An 18,080-nucleotide genomic window follows, 5' to 3' on the forward strand; every position below is an offset into this window, starting at 1 on the left:
GGCCTCGACGACCAGCACCCACGACCGACGAAACGCCTGACGACATCATGCCCAAATTCTCGCCGCTCGATCCGCCCCGCCCGACGGGGACTCGCGACACCCTCTACTGGCAGACACCGCCCGGCAGTTCGGCTGCCCTGGCGCTGGCTCACCTTGCCAGCGACGCGCCGCTACTTGTCGTCACACCGGATACCGCCAGCGCCCAGCGGCTGGAAAACGACCTGAATTTCTTCGCCAAGGTACCGGTACTGCCCTTTCCCGACTGGGAGACCCTGCCCTACGACAGTTTCTCGCCGCATCAGGATATCGTGTCGGAGCGCCTGCGGACCCTGCGCCGCCTCCAGAATGGTGAACATGGCATCGTGCTGGTGCCGGTCAATACCCTGATGCAGCGACTCCCCCCGGTAGCGTATATCGCCGGGCGCGTACTTACCCTCGAGGTGGGCATGCGCCTGGATCGCGAAGGCTTCCGCGAAAGCCTGTCCCGCGCCGGCTACCGGGCCGTGGAGACCGTTTACGAACCGGGCGAGTATGCCCTGCGCGGTGCGTTGATTGATCTCTATCCCATGGGCAGTGAAAGCCCGCTTCGCATCGACCTGTTCGACGACGAGGTCGACACCCTGCGGCGCTTCGACCCCGACACCCAGCGCAGCGAGGACAAGGTCGAGCGAGTGGAGCTGCTGCCAGCACACGAATATTCGCTGTCACGCTCGGCGATCGCCTGCTTCCGCGAAGGCTTCGAGACGCTGTTCGACGTCGACCCGCGCCAGTGCCCGCTGTATGTCGATGCGCTCAAGGGCATTCCCTCCCCCGGCCTGGAGCAGTACCTGCCACTCTTCTTCGAGGAGACGGCGACGCTATTCGAGCACTTGGCCGAAGGCACACGCGTGGCACTGCTGCCAGACACCTTTGCGGCAGCAGAGCATCACTGGCAAGCCATCGAGAGCCGCTACGAGAACCTAGGCGACGACCCAACCCGGCCGCTACTGCCTCCCCACCGTGCCTTCGTGCCGGTTGCCGAGGTTTTTGCCGCCATCAAGCGCCACCCACGTGTGGAACTGACCGCCGATCCAGAGCACCGCCATGCCCATCGAGCCGCTGCGCAGACATTGCCTGAAATAGCGATCAATGCCCGTGCCAAGCAGCCGCTGGCGGCACTGGAAAGGTTCCTCGATGAGCACCGCGACATGCGAGTGCTATTCGTCGCCGAATCACGCGGTCGCCGCGAGGCGCTGGAGGAGATGCTGGCGCCGCTGCACCTCGAACTTCCCCACGCCGAGGGATTCGACGCCTTTTGCCAAGGCGGCTCGCGACTGGCCCTCACCGAGGGCGAGGTCAGCAGCGGGCTATGGCTCGAGCAGCCCAGCCTTGCCGTGGTCAGCGAGACGGAACTGTTCGGCGATGTAGTACGCCAGAGCCGGCGCCGCGAGAAGGCCACCGATATGGGCGAGCTGGCCATTCGCCACCTTGCCGAGTTACGCCCGGGCGCCCCGGTGGTGCACCAGACCCATGGCGTGGGGCGCTATCGTGGCCTGGAGCGGTTGGAGGCCGGTGGCCAGGCGGCCGAGTTCGTCGCCCTGGAATACGCCGATGAAGCCAAGCTCTACGTACCGGTGGACAACCTGCATCTTATCTCGCGCTATGCCGGCGCCGACGACGAGCTTGCCCCGCTCCACCGGCTCGGTTCAGACCAATGGGACAAGGCGCGCCGCAAAGCGGCGGAGAAGATTCGTGATACGGCTGCCGAGCTGCTCGACGTCTATGCCCGTCGCGAGGCGCGCGAAGGCTTCGCCTGCGCCCTTCCCGACGAGGAGTACGCCCGCTTTGCCGCCAGCTTCCCCTTCGAAGAAACCCCGGACCAGCGAGCCGCCATCAGTGCGGTGATCGGTGACATGACGGCGCCACGCCCCATGGACCGTGTGGTATGCGGCGATGTTGGCTTCGGCAAGACCGAGGTCGCCATGCGTGCCGCTTTCCTTGCGGTACACTCGGAGCGTCAGGTAGTAGTGCTGGTGCCTACCACCCTGCTCGCCCGCCAGCATTACGAAAACTTCCGTGACCGCTTCGCCGACACCGCCGTGCAAATTGAGCTGATCTCTCGTTTCACCGCCGGCAAGGGCCAGGCGGCCTCGCTCAAGCGTATCGAAAGCGGCCAGGCCGACATCGTGATCGGCACCCACAAGCTGCTGTCGAAGTCGATGAAACTGCCCAACATGGGGCTGCTCATCATCGATGAGGAGCACCGCTTCGGTGTCGCCCAGAAGGAGCGGCTCAAGGAGCTGCGTGCCGAGGTCGACATCCTCACCCTCACCGCCACACCGATACCACGCACGCTCAACATGGCCATGAGCGGCATCCGCGACCTGTCGATCATCGCCACACCGCCGGCACGCCGGCTGTCGGTGAAGACCTTCGTCCAACAGCGCGACGAATCGATCATCAAGGAAGCCATCCTGCGCGAGATCCTGCGCGGCGGACAGGTCTATTACCTGCACAACGAGGTCAGGACCATCGAGACCGCTGCCGAGACGATCCGCTCGCTGGTGCCGGAAGCTCGCGTAGCGGTGGCCCACGGCCAGTTGCCCGAGCGCGCCCTGGAGCGGGTCATGTCGGACTTCTACCACAAGCGCTACAACGTATTGGTGTGCTCCACCATCATCGAGACCGGCATTGACGTACCCAGCGCCAACACTATCGTCATCGAGCGCGCCGACAAGTTCGGCCTGGCCCAGCTGCACCAGCTGCGCGGCCGCGTGGGCCGCAGCCACCACCAGGCCTATGCCTATCTGCTTGCGCCGCCGCCGCGGGCGATCACCAAGGACGCCGTCAAGCGCCTGGAGGCCATCGGCGCCGCGGAAGATCTCGGTGCCGGCTTTACGTTGGCCAGCCACGACATGGAGATTCGTGGCGCCGGTGAGCTGCTCGGCGAGGAGCAAAGCGGCCAGATGGAAGCCATCGGCTACACCCTCTACATGGAGATGCTCGACCGCGCAGTGGCCGCCATACGCGCCGGCAAGACGCCCAATATCGAATCCCCGCTCAGCGACGGCGTCGAGATCAGCCTCAACCTGCCGGCACTGATCCCCGACGACTATCTGCCCGACGTCCAGCAGCGCCTGGTGATGTACAAGCGCATCGCAAGCGCCGCCGATGAAGCCGAGCTCAACGAGCTGCAAGTGGAGATGATTGACCGCTTCGGCCTGCTACCGGCACCGGTCAAGACCCTGATTCGCCAGACACGCTTGCGTCAGCGCGCAGAGCGTCTCGGCATAGTACGACTGGAGGCTGGCGCCGCACGCGGGCGGGTCATTTTTGGCGGCCAGACCCAAGTCGATCCACTGACGCTGGTCAAGATGATCCAGGCAGAACCACAGCGTTATCGCCTCGACGGCGCCGACACCCTTCGCTTCGAAGCGGAGATGGAAAAGGAAGAGGCCCGCTTTCAGGCCGTGGAGCAATTACTCGACACACTCAATCTCAAGGCTCAGGCCGCCTGAGCGGAACGGCCCTCTCGCGAGGTGCGGCGGGACTCCCGCAACGCCCGCGAACGCTATACTATACACATGCATCTTATCGCAGCCTTGCACGAACCTGGCGCTCCCCCTAACGGGAGAGCGCATGACCGTCGCCCGAAGAAGGCATGTCGACATGCGTCCTTCAGGCGACCTAGAAACGAGATCCTGACGTAGATGAAGAACCCGACACTGGCCAGGCGTATCGGTCTTGGCGCTGCCCTGTTCGGCCTAGCCGCCATACTGGCGACGACGGCCCTTGCCGAAGAAGGCACAGAAGCCCCCCAGGAGTTGCCCCGAGGCCATTTCCATCTGCCCGACGAGGGCAACGTGATCGGCGAGGCTTATACCGTGACCGTCGAGGAAGGGGAAACCCTGCTCGATATCGGGCGCCGCCACAACGTGGGCTACGAGGGGATGCGCATGGCCAATCCAGAGGTCAGCGTCTGGGCACCCCATTCTGGTACCGAGGTGGTGATCCCGGCCCAGTACATTCTCCCGGACGCACCGCGGGAAGGTATCGTGGTCAACCTCTCGGAGCTGCGCCTGTATTATTATTCGCGCCCCGGCATCGTCGAGACCTACCCCATCAGTATCGGCCGCGACGGCTTCGCGACTCCCGTGGGCGTAACCCGTACCACCGTCAAGGTAAAGGATCCCCACTGGTCGCCACCGAGCTCCATGCGTGAAGAAGCAGCCGCCCGTGGCGAACCGGCACCCGCCGTCGTGCCACCTGGCCCTGACAACCCCCTGGGTCGCCACGCCATCCTGCTCGGCTTGCCCAGCTACCTGATCCATGGCACCAACCGACCCGATGGTGTCGGCATGCGCGCCAGCCGAGGCTGTATCCGCATGTTCCCCGAAGACATCGAGTCGCTCTACGAGCGTGTCCCGAGCGGCACTCAGGTCAATATCATCGATCAGCCGTTCAAGGTTGCCTGGTCTGCCGACGGAGTTCTCTACGCGCAATCGTTCCCTCAGCTAGAGGAGAACCTCGGCACCTTTGAGCCCATCCTCAACGCCATGGAAATCGTGGCAGGTGCCTTCGGCGAAGAACCCGCACCGATCGATTATGCCCAGTTGCGTCAAGTCGTGGAACAGCCCGACGGCCGCCTGGTTTCGCTGCTAAGGGTAGCCGAGGAAGAGCCGGCCTCGGAGAGTCAGGAGGAGACGCTCGACGACGGGCTGTTCTCCGAGCTGGAAATCAGCCAGCAGACCAGCCTGTTCTCGGAACTGGAAGTCAGTCACCTCTAGCCTGGACCCACAACGGGGAACCGCCACGCGCCTCTCCGTTGCGGTTCACTCCGAGCAACGAGAAAACCCCGCCGAGGCGGGGTTTTCTCGTTGCAGAACCGCCATCGCCCGAAGACGATGCGGCGCTCCAGCAGAATTACTTCTGCATGGAGCGCTGGAACATGCGGTTCATTTCCTCGCGGTTCTGCTCAGACATCTGCAGAGCCGCCTGGGCGTCACGCTGCGCCTGGTTGGCAGTGTTCTGAGCCTGAGTAGCGATGCTGCGAGCTTCTGCAGCGTCGGCCTGGGCGGCTTCAGCAGTCTGGCGAACCTCATCCAGAGCGGCGTTGCTGGCACAACCAGCCAGAATGGCCATAGAAGCAGCAGCGGCGGTCAGCTTCAGGGTGGTCTTCAGAGTCATGATGTTCTCCTTGAGTCTTCCTTGGTACTGCACGAGTTAAGTACAGCGGCGTTGATGTTGCCTGTGGTACAGGCTCCCCTGCTCAGTGCAGGATTCTTGCAGCGACTGCTGCCAAGCACAAGAGTCAAACGCTGTTTTATAATAACACACGGCGCTTGTCCATAGCTCGAAACGTCCCTTGCGTATCTAGAGCCTAGCGGATGACGACGCGAGTGCCAATGTCGATTAGCTCAGAAAGCCTTTCGATCTGCCTGTCGGTCACCGCTACACATCCTTGAGTCCAGTTGAACCTGGCATGAACCTCTGGGTCCCCCTTACCGACACCATGAATACCGATGAAGCCGCCGAGCACAGTTTGCTGGGGTGGGTAACCGTGATGCCGATAGTAGGCAAAATAATCTGCGTAATCCTGCTTCGTGTAAAGCCCTGATTCCATCGCCATGCGTGCATGGGAAGGGGTCGGGTAGTCCAGCCCGACGAAAATGTGCCAATCGCTCTCCCAATTGAACCGATTGACGCGAAACTCACCTTTCGGGGTCATGTTGCCCCCCTGAGTCCGCATTACGCTTGCCCCGGCACGTCCCAACGAGATGGGAGCGAAACGTTCGAGAAGCGTGTCACCGCGATAGAGGCTCAGCGCGGACTCGTTGTCATCGATGAGAACCCACACTTCGTCAGCATGACGAGGCAGATGAGCGCGCGCCAGCATGGTTTCTATCAGGTTGGCCTGGGCTTCATGACCCATCACCAGAGTGAAGGGGGCCAGCAGGGCCAGTTGGCCGAAGCGACGGCGGGAAACGGATCTCATCGGCTCCTCACGGGCAGATTGGTACGCGACAGGCGCTTTATAACGTATCGCTTGACGACTGTCAGTTCGCTTAACGTAACCGAGCCTTGGCGGAGCGACAACCAGGTCGCGCGTTACCCAAGTGGCAGGCTATCGCAGGGGATCCGAGAGAAGTCAGCCAAGATATTCTTGCCACCTTATGAGATCGCGCCATTTACTTGTGCACCATCATCTTGACGACTCCATGAGTGCGATGCCTGCGAGAAGCCCACGACTCAAGCCGATAGAATGGCCCCCATACGGAACACTTCCCGCAGACTGGTGATCCCCGCCTCTGCCTTGGCCAGCCCATCGGCCAGCATCAACCCGACGCCCCGCTCGAGCAGGCTGCGGCGCAGCTCGGACTCGTCGGCATGACGCAGAATCCGGGCATGGTCTTCGGGAGAAAGCTGCCAGATTTCAAACACGCCAATGCGACCGTGGAAACCCAGGCCGTCGCATTGCGGACACCCTTTGGCGTTCCAGGTGAGCGCAGGCGGAGCATGACCGATCGCCTCCAGCCATTCGCAGTCGCTCCGCTCAGGCGGCACCTGCTCGCGACAATGCTGACACAGCCGGCGAACCAGCCGCTGGGCGATTATCAGCCCCAGGTTGGCGCTGATCTCACTGTCGGTAAGGCCGAGTTGACGCATCGAGGTCACCACTCCCACCGCATCGCGACTATGCAGTGTGCCCATCAGCGAACGACCGCTACTGGTCACGCTGAGCGACGCATGCGCCGACTCGCGATCGCGAATCTCACCAATGAGCACATAATCGGGATCGAGCCGCAGGAGCGAACGGGTGCCGTTGGCGAAATCCAGACCGTGGTCGAGGTTCACCTGGATCTGGTTGATACCGGGGATGCTGTACTCGACGGGATTCTCTAGAGTGACGACGTGACTATCGGTCAACTGCAACTGGCCAAGCAGGGTATAAAGCGTGGTGGTCTTGCCTGCACCGGTTGGCCCGGCCACCAGCAGCATGCTCCCTGTGGCATCCATCCAGCGTCTTATGCCCAACGCTCCCTCTTCGCCGATACCCAGTGCCACAATGTCGTCGAAGGTCTGCGGCGGCGCCAGGAAGCGAACCGCGAGCTTTTCACCCGTCACGCAGTGCACCGCCGTGACGCGCAGGAAGATCTCCTTGTCGTCGCCCCCCTCCCGCGACCAGTGGAAACTGCCTTCTGCGGTGAACAGGGAAGGGACCGGATTGAGCTTGGACAGCACCTTGAACTGGTTCACCAGGCGCGCACCTTGCGCCGCATCGACCCGTAGCGCATCTACGATACGCCCGTCGATGCGCAGGCGGATTCGGTAGGCCTCATGCTCGGGATCCAGGTGCACGTCGGTGGCCCTGGCACGCAGGGCATCGCCGAGTAGGGCGAATGCCTCGAGCGTCGTCCCCTTCGTTGTCTGCTCCGCCTCGAGCAATGGCCACAGTGCGGGAAGCAAGTGGCGATTGTAGGAATTCTCGGACACGGTTTGCTCCTCCCTGATTGTTCCTCTGCACGCTGACGGCGAGAATCGGCCAATGGAAGCAGTCTAGTCCAAGCGCGGTGAACCACAGCCCGGCGGCCTCACGACGCCCGCAAGCACAGTGCCCCCGACAGGCAAGCCTGTCGGGGGCACTCACTGACACGAGCTCTTCGGGTATGCCACCGCCTGCACTAAGCGCGATGCTCCACGGTAAAAATGCTCTGCAGCTTGTCCTTCTTGCCGTAGATATGCACCGTGGTCGCGGGGAACGGATAGCGATCCAGGTACTCGCTGTCACCGTTGAAACGGGGCTTGTGGGCATGAATCATGGCCGCAGCCAGACGTTCTCGATTGACGTAGCCACTCAACCCCATCGAGTACCACAGCTCCTCACCAGGCTGCAGGAAGGCATGCCATTTCCCCTTGTCGGGATGGTGCTGCAAGCCGTAACGTACGTTGCGATGCTCGCCCACGTAGAGTAATTGTTGGACTTCCATGACGTTCGTCTCAGGGTCTGCGGCTGCACGAAAGACGCAATAGATGCCGGAGTCGTCCGGCACTTCACGCAGCGACCCATCGTTCCAGTAACCGAGCATCTGGGGGGAGAGAAGATCGTTCGAGATGGAGCTCAACATAAATCGTTCCGGCATGACGGTCTCCTTGATCGTGAGGCCTATCTGCAGTCTGGCACATAAACTCAATAGTCTTCGAGCCGTTGCATGTTGCGCACGAGACGGCGCACCTCCCCTTCATGCCCCTTGGACAAAGCCTCGAAGAATTCTTTCTCATGATTGCCACCGGCCAGATCGGCCCGGTGGGCATAGAGATCCTGAAGGGTCCTGTGCGCGGTCAACGCTGTTGCAAGTACGCTCTGCACGCTCTCAACTTCGATGCCTTCCGGCAGACGTTCGAGTACAGGAGGATGGGGAAAGTCATTGGGGTCGTCGAACCAGGTGTTCAGTACGTCGCCATGGTCACTGCCATCGCTTAGATAGCCCAGCAGGTCGGCTTGCAGCTTGAGCTCTCGCTCTGCCAGGTATTTCAGCGCCATTCGTACCCGTTCGTCGTCACCGGTCGCGGCCAGCCGGGAGTATTGTTCGGCCAGGCGGGCATGGTAATCCGCCGCCCAGTCCACCAGCTCTCTGACTTGATGAAAACGCATACGAGCCCCCCCCGAAACACTCCGCCAGTCTCGATGACCGACTGCTTGCTTTCATCCTAGCCAATGCCCACCGCGATCGCTTGACTTATATCAATCAAAGGCGATTGGTAAAGCAAGCGGATCCAGGGCTAGGTGGGCTACCATTCCTCGCTGGTTTCGCGCAGCGATGCTATCTCCCGCTTGGCCTCATGCAGGCAGGCGCGCAATTCATCGCCTAGCGCAGCACCACTGCCTACTACGATGAGTCCCGGCTGAGCAGAGTTACGCCGACGCGCCACGCCGGCACTTTCATGTAGCGCATCGAAGCGCTGCAACAGCCAGCAAAGCCAGCTTTCGGGACGCATCGCCAGCTCACGCAAGCGATGCAATTCGGCAATTCCACTCCCCTCGGCACCCAACAGCTCGCGCCAGTCATGGCGCTCCAGCCGCGCATGCTCGGTCACCTCACGCAGCAGCGACTCCAGCGCCAGCTCGGTCAGCGCCAGCGCGGCTTCCTCTGAAGCCATGCGCCTTGCTTCGCCGTGCTCGTCGTTACCCGGAGGAATGTCCAGAATCAGCTCGGCCTGGTAGAGCAACTGATTGGTACGGGCTCGAGGGCTCACTTGCGCTTGTCCTCCACTTGCCACCTACCGTTATCATAGGTCGCTCGCCAGCCGGTCGCCTTGCCCTCCTCCTCGGTCATGACGAACTGCTCCTTGCTCTTGCGCGAGTAGCGGATCTGGGCCGGACGACCCTCTGGATCCTCGCTCGGCGCCTCGAGCAGATAGTGGTATTTCTCCGGCAGCTCTTCGGCGTGAGCCTTCAGTTCCTGCACCAGCGGGGGACGCGTCTCGCGATTGCGCGGGAACTTGCTCGCCGCCAGGAACAGGCCGCTGGCGCCATCACGTAGCACGTAGTGGTCGTCTACCTTCTGGCAGGCCAGCTCCGGCATCGCAATGGGGTCCATCTTTGGCGGAGCCACCTCGCCGCTTCTCAGCAGCTTGCGAGTGTTCTTGCACGACTCGTTGCTGCAACCAAAATACTTGCCGAAGCGGCCCGACTTGAGCTGCATCTCGCTGCCGCACTTGTCACATTCGATAGTTGGGCCTTCATAGCCCTTGATACGAAACTTGCCCTGTTCGATCTCATAGCCATCACAGTCGGGGCTATTGCCGCAAATGTGGAGCTTGCGGTTTTCGTCGATCAGGTAGCTGTCCATCGCCGTGCCGCACTTGGGGCAGCGATGCTTGGCGCGCAGCGCCTGGGTTTCGGCCTCTTCGCCGGCATCGGCGGGTACCGCCTCATCGCCGGGCAGCAGGTCGATGGTGGTCTTGCAGCGCTCCTTGGGCGGCAGGTTGTAGCCGGAGCAGCCCAGGAACACGCCGGTGGATGCCGTGCGGATCTGCATCTTGCGCCCACAGGTGGGACAGTCGATATCGGTGGGCACCGGCTGGTTGGGCCGCATGCCCTCCTCGCTCTCGGCCGCCTCGAGCTCCTCGCGAAACTCGGCGTAGAACGCATCCAGCAGTTCACGCCAGTTGCGCTCGCCCTCGGCGACCTCGTCGAGGCTATCTTCCATGCGCGCGGTGAAGGAGAAATCCATCAGGTCGGGAAAGGATTCCTTGAGCCGCTCGGTGACGATATCGCCGAGTTTCTCGGCGTAGAAACGCCGGCTCTCCAGCTTGACGTAGCCGCGATCCTGGATGGTGGAGATGATCGAGGCATAGGTCGAAGGGCGGCCGATACCGCGCTTCTCCAGCTCCTTGACCAGACTCGCCTCGGTATAGCGGGCCGGTGGCTTGGTAAAGTGCTGCTGGGGGTCGAGCGCCTCGAGTCGCATGGACGTGCCCTCGGCGAGATCCGGCAACGCCTGGTCCTCGTTCTTGCCGGCCGGCTTCATCACCCGCGTGTAGCCGTCGAACTTGAGCACCCGGCCCTTGGCCTTGAGCTCATAGCCGTCGGCTTCCACGGTCAGGGTGCTGGAGAGGTATTCGGCAGGGGTCATCTGGCAGGCCACGAACTGACGCCAGATCAGCTCGTAGAGGCGCTCGGCGTCACGCTCCATACCGGCCAGGTCGGAGGCCATGCGATTGACGTCGGAGGGGCGGATCGCCTCGTGGGCCTCCTGAGCGCCCTCCTTGCTCGAGTAGCGGTTGGGCGACTCGGGCAGGTAGCGCTTGCCGTACTCCTGCTCGATATGCTCTCGCGCCATGGCCACCGCATCCTGCGACAGATTGGTGGAATCGGTACGCATGTAGGTGATGTAGCCCGCCTCGTAGAGGCGCTGGGCCAACGTCATGGTCTTCTTCACCGAGAAGCCGAGTCGCCCGCTGGCGGCCTGCTGCAGGGTCGAGGTAATGAAGGGAGCATTGGGCTTCGAACGGGTGGGCTTGTCCTCACGCGCCGTGATGGCAAGGCTTGCCTTGCGCAGCCGCTCGATACGCTCGAGCGTCTCGGCTTCCGAAGTGGGCCGGAAGGCCTTGCCGTCCTGGCGCACCAGTTCGAAACGCACCGGCTCGCCATCCTTCGAGACGAGATCGGCATGCACGTCCCAGAACTCTTCGGGAACGAAGGCGCGTATCTCGCGCTCGCGTTCGACGATCAAGCGCACCGCCACCGACTGTACCCGGCCAGCCGAGAGGCCGCGGGCGATCTTCGCCCACAGCAGCGGCGACAGCATGAAACCCACCACGCGATCGAGGAAGCGCCTGGCCTGTTGAGCCTCGACGCGGGGAACGTTGAGCGTGCCGGGCTCCTTGAATGCCTCCTTGATGGCATTCTTGGTGATCTCGTTGAAGACCACACGGCGATAACGCTCGTCGGCGCCGCCGATGGTCTCCTTGAGATGCCAGGCGATGGCCTCCCCCTCGCGGTCGAGATCGGTCGCGAGATAGACGGTATCGGCCTTCTCGGCGAGCTTCTGCAGCTCGGAGACGACCTTTTCCTTGCCGGGCAGAATCTCATAGTGGGCCTTCCAGCCATGCTCCGGATCGATACCCATGCGCCGCACGAGTTGATCCTTGGCCTTGTGCTTCTTGTACTCGGCCTTCTCCTCGGGCGACATCTTGCGCGTTGCCGCTGCCTGGCGCGCGCGCTCCTTGGGATCTGAAGCCGCCTTGCCCGAGCCGCTGGTCGGCAGGTCACGGATATGACCCACGCTCGACTTCACGATGAACTCGCTGCCGAGATACTTGTTGATCGTCTTGGCCTTGGCCGGCGACTCGACGATGACCAATGACTTGCCCATAGTGCTCCACATTCTGCACGGCGGGGTTCTGGAGCCCCACCTGAACGGTTCCGGCCCGCCTGTCCTCGGCGGACGATCCTCGCGGGGTGAAAAATCCGCTTACCCTACCCCAGCAACCTGTTTCACGCCAGTCGCTTCAACCATGGCGGCAGTAAAGCAGCAATGTGAAAGTAGCATCAAGTCGGTCATACCGTTGCCGCAACTTTCACTCTTGCCAAACGACCAGCGCCCCTGCCGCAAGCGGCAGGGGCACTGAAACGTCCAGGCAAAACCTCGTGCTCAGCGCTTGCGCGGCTTGCGCGAGGCCCCCGGCTTGTTGCTTGCCGCGCTACTGCGATCGTCCGACTGGTTAACGGCTTGGGGCTTGGAAGCCTGCTTCCGCGTCTTCTCGCCGGCGGATCGCCTGGGCTGTTCGGGCTTGGGTGCCTCGGGATCGGCCTTGAGCAATTTCGCCACCTCGCTGCGAGCGGCAGTCTCGGCCTTGGCGCCCATCGCCACTTCGTCGTGAAGTTCGGCTAACGCCTGGCGATGTTCAACCGGGTCGACACGCTCCAGCGCCTCGCCGAACAGTTCACGAATATGCTCGTAGCGCTTGCGTGCGTGCTCGGAAAGCTCACCGCTTGCAGCCAGCACGTGGTCGATATGCTCCAGGGAGTCGCGAATCGTTTCTGCTCGCTCGTTCGACAGAAGCTGCGGTATCGCCGCCAGTGCCGCATCGCGATCCTGCTTGAGGATGAAGAATTGCTCGCGCACCAGATGCTTGAAGTCCGACAGGCTGCTGCCAGGTTCCAGCTCGGCGCGCGAAGCCCGAAGGCGCTTGAAGTTGCGCTCGTCGGTCGTGGGGGCACCGCCCAGTACGTGAATCACCGAGCGCATCACCGCTTCGTGTACGCCTCCTTGGGCCACGCGATGGAGCAGCTCATCCTGGCGTCGCTCGATGAAACGGCGATGTTCCGGCTCACTGCCGGGCTGGCGACGATGCACGTGAGCGTCGCCACCCAGCCCCACCATGGCTTGCAGCAGGGGCTGCCCATATACCGTCAGGAAAGTGTGTTCGATGCTCTGGTCGCGAATCTCGCGCCAGCTATCGAGCGAGTGGGATATCTGCCGCGACGCAGCCAGCTCCAGGTTACGCAACAGGTTGTTCTCGCCAACGGGGTGGCGATCTTGGCGTACCCAGTCGGCCAATACCGGCAGCGGCACAGACAGCGGATTGCGGTCGGAAAGCAGCTTGTAACCCAGGCGGATCGGATGCATGCGTCGCATCAGGCGTGCCGCCTCGGGTGTCATTACCGCACGTATCCAGGGCTGCACGAACAGCCGATAGAGTCCTAGGTTGATTTCCGAGATTCTCGCAACGGTGGCAAAACGCGTATCGTCTTCTTCGCGATGATGCAGCACGTCCCGGTTGAGCCCCTCGATGGAACGCGCCTTGAACTCGAGCAGGTAGTCGCGCTCGATCAGTTCGGCATCATCACGCTCGGCAGCGCTGGTCACCGTGGTCTCATAGAGACCCGGCGGCAGTACATCGATATAGTCGATATTGGCGGTGAACTCGGCATGCTCCTTGCGTGATACGCTGCCCGACACGAAGATACCCAGGTGTCCGGTAGTGTCATGCACGCAATAGACGATGGTTTGCTCACTGGCGATGATGTCGTCGGTACCCCCATAGAGATCCCGTACCCAGCCCAGCGCCTGAGGCGGTGGGGTGATGTCGTCGCCCTGGGAGCAGAATACCACTACCGGTGAACGCACGTTGCGTAGGTCGATACGACGTCCGTCCGAGGTGACCAACTGCGCGGTGGATAGCCGGTTGCCGACGAACAAATTGTCGACGATGTACTGAATCTCGTCACCGCCCAGCACTACGTGACCACCCCACCAACGCTCGAAGTTGAGGTAGCGTTCGGCCTCGGTCTCGACGTTGGCGTAGAGTCGATACTGCTTGTCCCACCAGGTGTTGGCCGGATTGAGGCGTTCGAAGTTCTGCACCAACAGGGCACCGTCGAACAACCCGTCGCCCAGGTCGCTGGCCAGGGTCGTCATCCAGCTGCCGCCGGTCATGCCACCGGTATAGCGCATGGGTGCCTTGCCCCTCTCGCCAGCCCAGTAGGAGAGCGGCGCACCGGCAATAAGAATCGGCCCGAAACAGTCGGGCTCGAGCGAGGCCGCCATCATGATCTGCCAACCTGCCTGGCAATTGCCCACTACCATGGGCTTTTGACATGACTGCGGATGCTCCTCGATCACCCGGTGCAGGAAAGCGATCTCTGCCTCTACCACGTCCTCTACCGTCTGGCCAGGCTCGGGATAAGGCAGAAATCCGATGAAATAGCAGGGGTGGCCAGCACGCAGGGCAACGCCGATTTCACTGTCCGGCTTGAAGCCGCCGATACCGGGGCCGTGTCCGGCTCGCGGGTCGACGACTACGAAGGGCCGTGCCTGGAGATCGATCTCGACGTCGGGCGGAGGCAGGATGCGCATCAGCTCGTAGTTCACCGGCCGTGGCAGGCTGCGGCCATCCATCACCACTTCAGCGTCGAAGCCAAGCACGTTAGGCTTGGTCTTTTCGATATGTTCAAGGTACTGGTTGCCACGCTCGCGCATCACGTCCATGTACAGCACGCTGCGTTCGACGGCGTCTCGCCAGTAGTCGAAGGCGGCACGGCCGAAACCGAATGGGTCCAGGAAGCTGAGGGCTTCTTTGGAGGGTGTCGGCAAGAGTGAGTTCATGTTCGGCTCCAGGGTTCTCCGATGGCAAACGCATTGCCATCGGGAGGAGTAAATATGCTGCGATGCAGCAAGCATAGTACGCCCTGCGCCGTCTCGACGCAGCCGTTTTGTCGATTTTTTGTGACTGGACTGTGGTTTCGCTCAGCCCTGTTCGCCAGGAGCGTCCCCCATGCCCCTCTGATCGCCACGCCACTCGGCCAGCGCGCGTCGCTCGCGACGGCCGGCCTCCGGCCCATCTCGCCCCCAGGACAACAACCGCACTTCCGTCTCGGCAATGACCTGGGAGGGCCGGTCGAGCCTGACCCCCGGCCCACCGCCCAACTGACCCGTTACTGAAGAGAGCAGGCGCCAGCGTGCCTGGCCTGGTCGCCCGGGGCCATGCCCCATGTGCCCGACCCGAGGACGTCTGAGGCGTTCGCCTGCCACCAGCCGAATCTGCTCCACTGCCAGGTCGAGCCCGCTCAGGACTTCGGCTAGGCCCTCATAGCCCGTCAAGCCAGGGCGCATTCCCACAAAACCCAGCCGATTGTCGGCCAGCGAGAAACTCAGTGTTGCCAGGCCGACCAGACCGAGCGAGCGAGCCCCCTGAACGGCAAGCTGCCCAAGATAGGCCCGCTGCTCAGGCGTCAGCCGCTCACTGGGTGCCATGGCGAACCCCTCGCCGAGCAATTCATGCTCGACCAGAGCCAGTGCCTGGCCGCGACAGTCAGCCAAGACCGGCAGATGGACCTGTGGCGCCGACGCCTCCCCCAAGGGTAGCCCCGCTTCGCGCATCAACTGCTGGGAGGCACCGTCGTCGCACATGGCAGCGACAAGGCTTTCGGGCGGACCGATGAAAGCCAGCCCTGCATGCGAACAGCCTCGGGCGAGAAGCCACTGCTCCTCGGCGGTCGCTTCCCCAGGATGCACAACGTCGCAGCCCAGCCGCTGGGCTCGCGCCACCAAGGCATCACCGGTCGTGCCAGCGCTGTCGCACCAGGCCAGCTCGAGTTCAACGCAGGCCTGACCGGCACGCAGCGCAGCCAGCCCGCTACCCGCAAGCAAGACACCACGCCAACCACCCTGGCGCAGGGCATCGAGATAAGGGGCGGACGGCAGTTGCCGTTGCCGGCCAAGGCTGTCGGCATGACCCTGCTCGCTGGCAGTGATAGCATGAATAGGCTTCTTCAACGGGCCTCCCCGACCCTTCTAGCGGATTGATCGATGACGACGCCTAGCCTGCTGAACCGCCTGACCTTTCGCCAGTTGCAGGTGTTCCAGGCCGTGCATGGCCAACAGTCCTATTCGCGGGCTGCCGAGCGACTGGGCCTGACCCAACCGGCAGTCAGCGCGCAGATCCGCCAGCTTGAGCAAGCCCTGGGCCAGCCACTGTTCAAGTATTCCGGCAAGACCCTGCATGTGTTGCCGGCCGCCGATGCACTGGCGGCATCGACACAGGCTATCTTCGGCCAGGTCTCGCGCTTGCAGATGGCCCTGTCGGACATGGACGGTACGATATCCGGCGAGCTCAACCTGGCGGCCGTCTCGACGGCCCAGTACGTGGTGCCACACCTGATCGCCCGCTTTCGCGCCCACTATCCCAACGTTCAGGTGCGGCTGCAGGTGTGTAACCGCAGCCAGGCACTGGAGCGGCTGGCGGCTCGCCGCGACGACCTGGTGATCATGGCGATGGTCCCCGAGGATGACGACAATCTGGTTTTCATGCCGTTCCTGGAAAATGAACTGATTCCCATCGTCTGGCCCGGCCATCCATTGCTCGAGGCTCATTCCCCCACCCTGGAGGATCTGGCCCGGCACTATCTGCTAATGCGTGAGTCGGGCTCGGGGGTGCGCACCGCCTTCGAACAGCTTGCCGCCGAACAGGACGTTGCGCTTCAGCATACCATGGAGCTGGGTACCAACGAGGCGATCAAGCAAGGGGTGATGGCGCACCTGGGCGTAACGGTCTTGCCGCGACTGGCCGTACGCCTGGAACTCGGCGCAGGACTACTGGCCGAGCTGTCCCTGCCGGGTTTCCCCCTGCGCCGTTCCTGGTGCACGGTCTATCCCAGAGATCGCTTTCCCACCCCTGTTACCGAACTGTTCCTGCGCTTCGTACGTGAGCGGTTGGGCGAAATCGAGGCACATTTCAAAGCGACACCGCAGCCGATGCCCGATCATGGCGTGGTCTGCCTACCGATACCTCCCGGCTGAAGGCTTGACCGTCCGAGCAGCGGCTCCGGCCGCTGTGCCAGGCAGGCGCGAATATGATAGATTACGGGCCTGCGACCATCGTATCAATTGCTGGCCATGCGGGTTGGTGCTGTGCTGGAACACGACATACCGCAGCATCCAGGCATGGTTGTGGCAGCCGCCGAGTGGAGGGGCTCACACCCTATGAGCGACAACACCTCAAAACGCGTGCCGAGCGGTGCGAAGTTTCGCACCGAGCATGGCTTTGCCGCCATCAAGGACGGCATGAAGCAGCGCGACCAGGCCGACGAGCGCCCCGAGCCGGGACGCAAGCCGCCGTGGTTGCGAGCCCAGATTCCCGGCGGCGGCCGCTTCGAGGCAGTGAAGCGCAACGTCAACGAGCATCGCCTGAGCACCGTATGTGCCGAGTCGCACTGCCCCAACATGGGCGAATGTTGGAGCAACGGCACCGCCACGATCATGCTGATGGGCTCGGTGTGCACCCGCGCCTGCCGCTTCTGCGCCGTCGATACCGGCAATCCGCGCGGCTGGCTGGATAGCGAGGAACCGGCCAACACCGCCAAGTCGGTGGAACTGATGGGGCTACGCTACGTGGTACTGACCTCGGTCGACCGCGACGACCTTGCAGACGGCGGCGCCGCCCACTACTCAGACTGCATTCGGGCGATCAAGACCAATACCCCGGCGGTGGTGGTCGAAGCGCTGACGCCCGACTTCGACGCCGATCCGACCGCTATCGAGCGCGTGGTCGACTCGGGCCTCGAGGTATTCGCCCAGAACGTCGAGACGGTCGAGCGCCTGACCCATTACGTGCGTGACCCGCGTGCCGGCTACCGCAAGACCCTCGACGTGCTGGCCCATGCCAAGCGTCATCGCCCGCAGGTCCTGACCAAGACCAGCCTGATGCTGGGGCTGGGCGAAACCGACGAGGAGATCCTCGCTACCTTCGACGACCTGCGCGCCATCGATGTGGATATCGTCACCCTCGGCCAGTACCTGCGCCCGACGCGCAACCACCTGCCGGTGGAGCGCTGGGTCACGCCGGAGGAGTTCGAACGCTATCGCCGCCTGGGCCTGGAGAAAGGCTTCATGGAAGTTGCCTCGGGTCCGCTGGTGCGTTCCAGCTATCGCGCAGACAAAGTCTTCGAGAAGAACAACCTGGGACTGGCCGCACCCGCGGCGATACCGGGGCAAGACCCCGAGCCCAACCGCATCCAGGCGGTCAACGTCGGCTGACACGCTGCCACCTAGTAGCCAATACGAAGAAGGCGACCTCTCAGGTCGCCTTCTTCG

Annotated in this window: 13 protein-coding genes; 4 read left to right on the plus strand and 9 right to left on the minus strand. The window is 62.8% G+C overall.

Going from position 1 to position 18,080, the window contains the following annotated elements; genetic code table 11:
* Positions 1 to 47 precede the first annotated feature (47 nt).
* Both mfd and HNO52_RS12910 read left to right on the plus strand, forming a co-directional pair.
* Complete coding sequence (mfd, locus tag HNO52_RS12905; protein WP_197565691.1) at positions 48 to 3,497, plus strand: transcription-repair coupling factor; 3,450 nt, start codon at positions 48 to 50, stop codon at positions 3,495 to 3,497.
* Between the two features lie 192 nt (positions 3,498 to 3,689).
* Entirely contained in the window at positions 3,690 to 4,766 is a 1,077-nt protein-coding gene (locus HNO52_RS12910; RefSeq protein WP_197565692.1) for a L,D-transpeptidase family protein, read from the plus strand.
* 136 nt (positions 4,767 to 4,902) lie between these two features.
* On the opposite strand, the gene HNO52_RS12915 is transcribed toward HNO52_RS12910, so the two are convergent.
* The 9 genes from HNO52_RS12915 to HNO52_RS12955 form a co-directional block, all read right to left on the minus strand.
* The gene (locus tag HNO52_RS12915) at positions 4,903 to 5,166 is read right to left on the minus strand and encodes an Lpp/OprI family alanine-zipper lipoprotein (protein WP_167110963.1); all 264 of its coding nucleotides are present in this window, start codon (positions 5,164 to 5,166) and stop codon (positions 4,903 to 4,905) included.
* 193 nt (positions 5,167 to 5,359) lie between these two features.
* Positions 5,360 to 5,974 (minus strand): L,D-transpeptidase family protein, encoded by a 615-nt coding sequence (locus HNO52_RS12920; protein WP_197565693.1) that lies wholly within the window; start codon positions 5,972 to 5,974, stop codon positions 5,360 to 5,362.
* Positions 5,975 to 6,228: 254 nt separating this feature from the next.
* On the minus strand, positions 6,229 to 7,473 hold the full coding sequence (locus HNO52_RS12925) for a GspE/PulE family protein (protein ID WP_197565694.1): 1,245 nt from the start codon (positions 7,471 to 7,473) through the stop codon (positions 6,229 to 6,231).
* Positions 7,474 to 7,661: 188 nt separating this feature from the next.
* Positions 7,662 to 8,120, minus strand: a complete 459-nt coding sequence (locus HNO52_RS12930) for a hypothetical protein (RefSeq protein WP_197565695.1) — start codon at positions 8,118 to 8,120, stop codon at positions 7,662 to 7,664.
* A 47-nt stretch (positions 8,121 to 8,167) separates the two neighbouring features.
* Positions 8,168 to 8,632 carry a 2-hydroxyacyl-CoA dehydratase gene (locus HNO52_RS12935; RefSeq protein ID WP_197565696.1) on the minus strand — a complete coding sequence of 155 codons (465 nt, stop codon included), beginning with the start codon at positions 8,630 to 8,632 and terminating at the stop codon, positions 8,168 to 8,170.
* 137 nt (positions 8,633 to 8,769) lie between these two features.
* Complete coding sequence (locus HNO52_RS12940; protein WP_197565697.1) at positions 8,770 to 9,234, minus strand: DUF6586 family protein; 465 nt, start codon at positions 9,232 to 9,234, stop codon at positions 8,770 to 8,772.
* A complete protein-coding gene (gene topA / locus HNO52_RS12945) occupies positions 9,231 to 11,858 on the minus strand; it encodes a type I DNA topoisomerase (protein WP_197565698.1) in 2,628 nt (875 codons plus the stop codon). Before topA ends, HNO52_RS12940 begins: the two co-directional genes overlap by 4 nt.
* A 279-nt stretch (positions 11,859 to 12,137) precedes the next feature.
* Entirely contained in the window at positions 12,138 to 14,594 is a 2,457-nt protein-coding gene (locus tag HNO52_RS12950) for a DUF3141 domain-containing protein (RefSeq protein ID WP_232090290.1), read from the minus strand.
* Positions 14,595 to 14,735: 141 nt separating this feature from the next.
* On the minus strand, positions 14,736 to 15,764 hold the full coding sequence (locus tag HNO52_RS12955) for an ATP-binding protein (protein WP_197565699.1): 1,029 nt from the start codon (positions 15,762 to 15,764) through the stop codon (positions 14,736 to 14,738).
* Positions 15,765 to 15,797: 33 nt separating this feature from the next.
* On the opposite strand from HNO52_RS12955, the gene HNO52_RS12960 reads away from it, so the two are divergent.
* Together HNO52_RS12960 and lipA are read left to right on the plus strand one after the other, a co-directional pair.
* Entirely contained in the window at positions 15,798 to 16,787 is a 990-nt protein-coding gene (locus HNO52_RS12960; protein ID WP_197565700.1) for a LysR family transcriptional regulator, read from the plus strand.
* Positions 16,788 to 16,970: 183 nt separating this feature from the next.
* The gene (gene lipA / locus HNO52_RS12965; RefSeq protein WP_197565701.1) at positions 16,971 to 18,023 is read left to right on the plus strand and encodes a lipoyl synthase; all 1,053 of its coding nucleotides are present in this window, start codon (positions 16,971 to 16,973) and stop codon (positions 18,021 to 18,023) included.
* Positions 18,024 to 18,080: the final 57 nt, after the last annotated feature.

Source organism: Halomonas sp. MCCC 1A13316 (genome assembly GCF_014931605.1).
Taxonomy (GTDB): domain Bacteria; phylum Pseudomonadota; class Gammaproteobacteria; order Pseudomonadales; family Halomonadaceae; genus Halomonas.

Excerpts from the sequence above, each read along its gene's own strand:
- mfd (WP_197565691.1), top strand. The coding sequence starts at position 48 with ATGCCCAAATTCTCGCCGCTCGATCCGCCCCGCCCGACGGGGACTCGC.
- HNO52_RS12910 (WP_197565692.1), top strand. The coding sequence starts at position 3,690 with ATGAAGAACCCGACACTGGCCAGGCGTATCGGTCTTGGCGCTGCCCTG.
- HNO52_RS12915 (WP_167110963.1), bottom strand. The coding sequence starts at position 5,166 with ATGACTCTGAAGACCACCCTGAAGCTGACCGCCGCTGCTGCTTCTATG.
- HNO52_RS12920 (WP_197565693.1), bottom strand. The coding sequence starts at position 5,974 with ATGAGATCCGTTTCCCGCCGTCGCTTCGGCCAACTGGCCCTGCTGGCC.
- HNO52_RS12930 (WP_197565695.1), bottom strand. The coding sequence starts at position 8,120 with ATGCCGGAACGATTTATGTTGAGCTCCATCTCGAACGATCTTCTCTCC.
- HNO52_RS12935 (WP_197565696.1), bottom strand. The coding sequence starts at position 8,632 with ATGCGTTTTCATCAAGTCAGAGAGCTGGTGGACTGGGCGGCGGATTAC.
- topA (WP_197565698.1), bottom strand. The coding sequence starts at position 11,858 with ATGGGCAAGTCATTGGTCATCGTCGAGTCGCCGGCCAAGGCCAAGACG.
- HNO52_RS12950 (WP_232090290.1), bottom strand. The coding sequence starts at position 14,594 with ATGAACTCACTCTTGCCGACACCCTCCAAAGAAGCCCTCAGCTTCCTG.
- HNO52_RS12960 (WP_197565700.1), top strand. The coding sequence starts at position 15,798 with ATGACGACGCCTAGCCTGCTGAACCGCCTGACCTTTCGCCAGTTGCAG.
- lipA (WP_197565701.1), top strand. The coding sequence starts at position 16,971 with ATGAGCGACAACACCTCAAAACGCGTGCCGAGCGGTGCGAAGTTTCGC.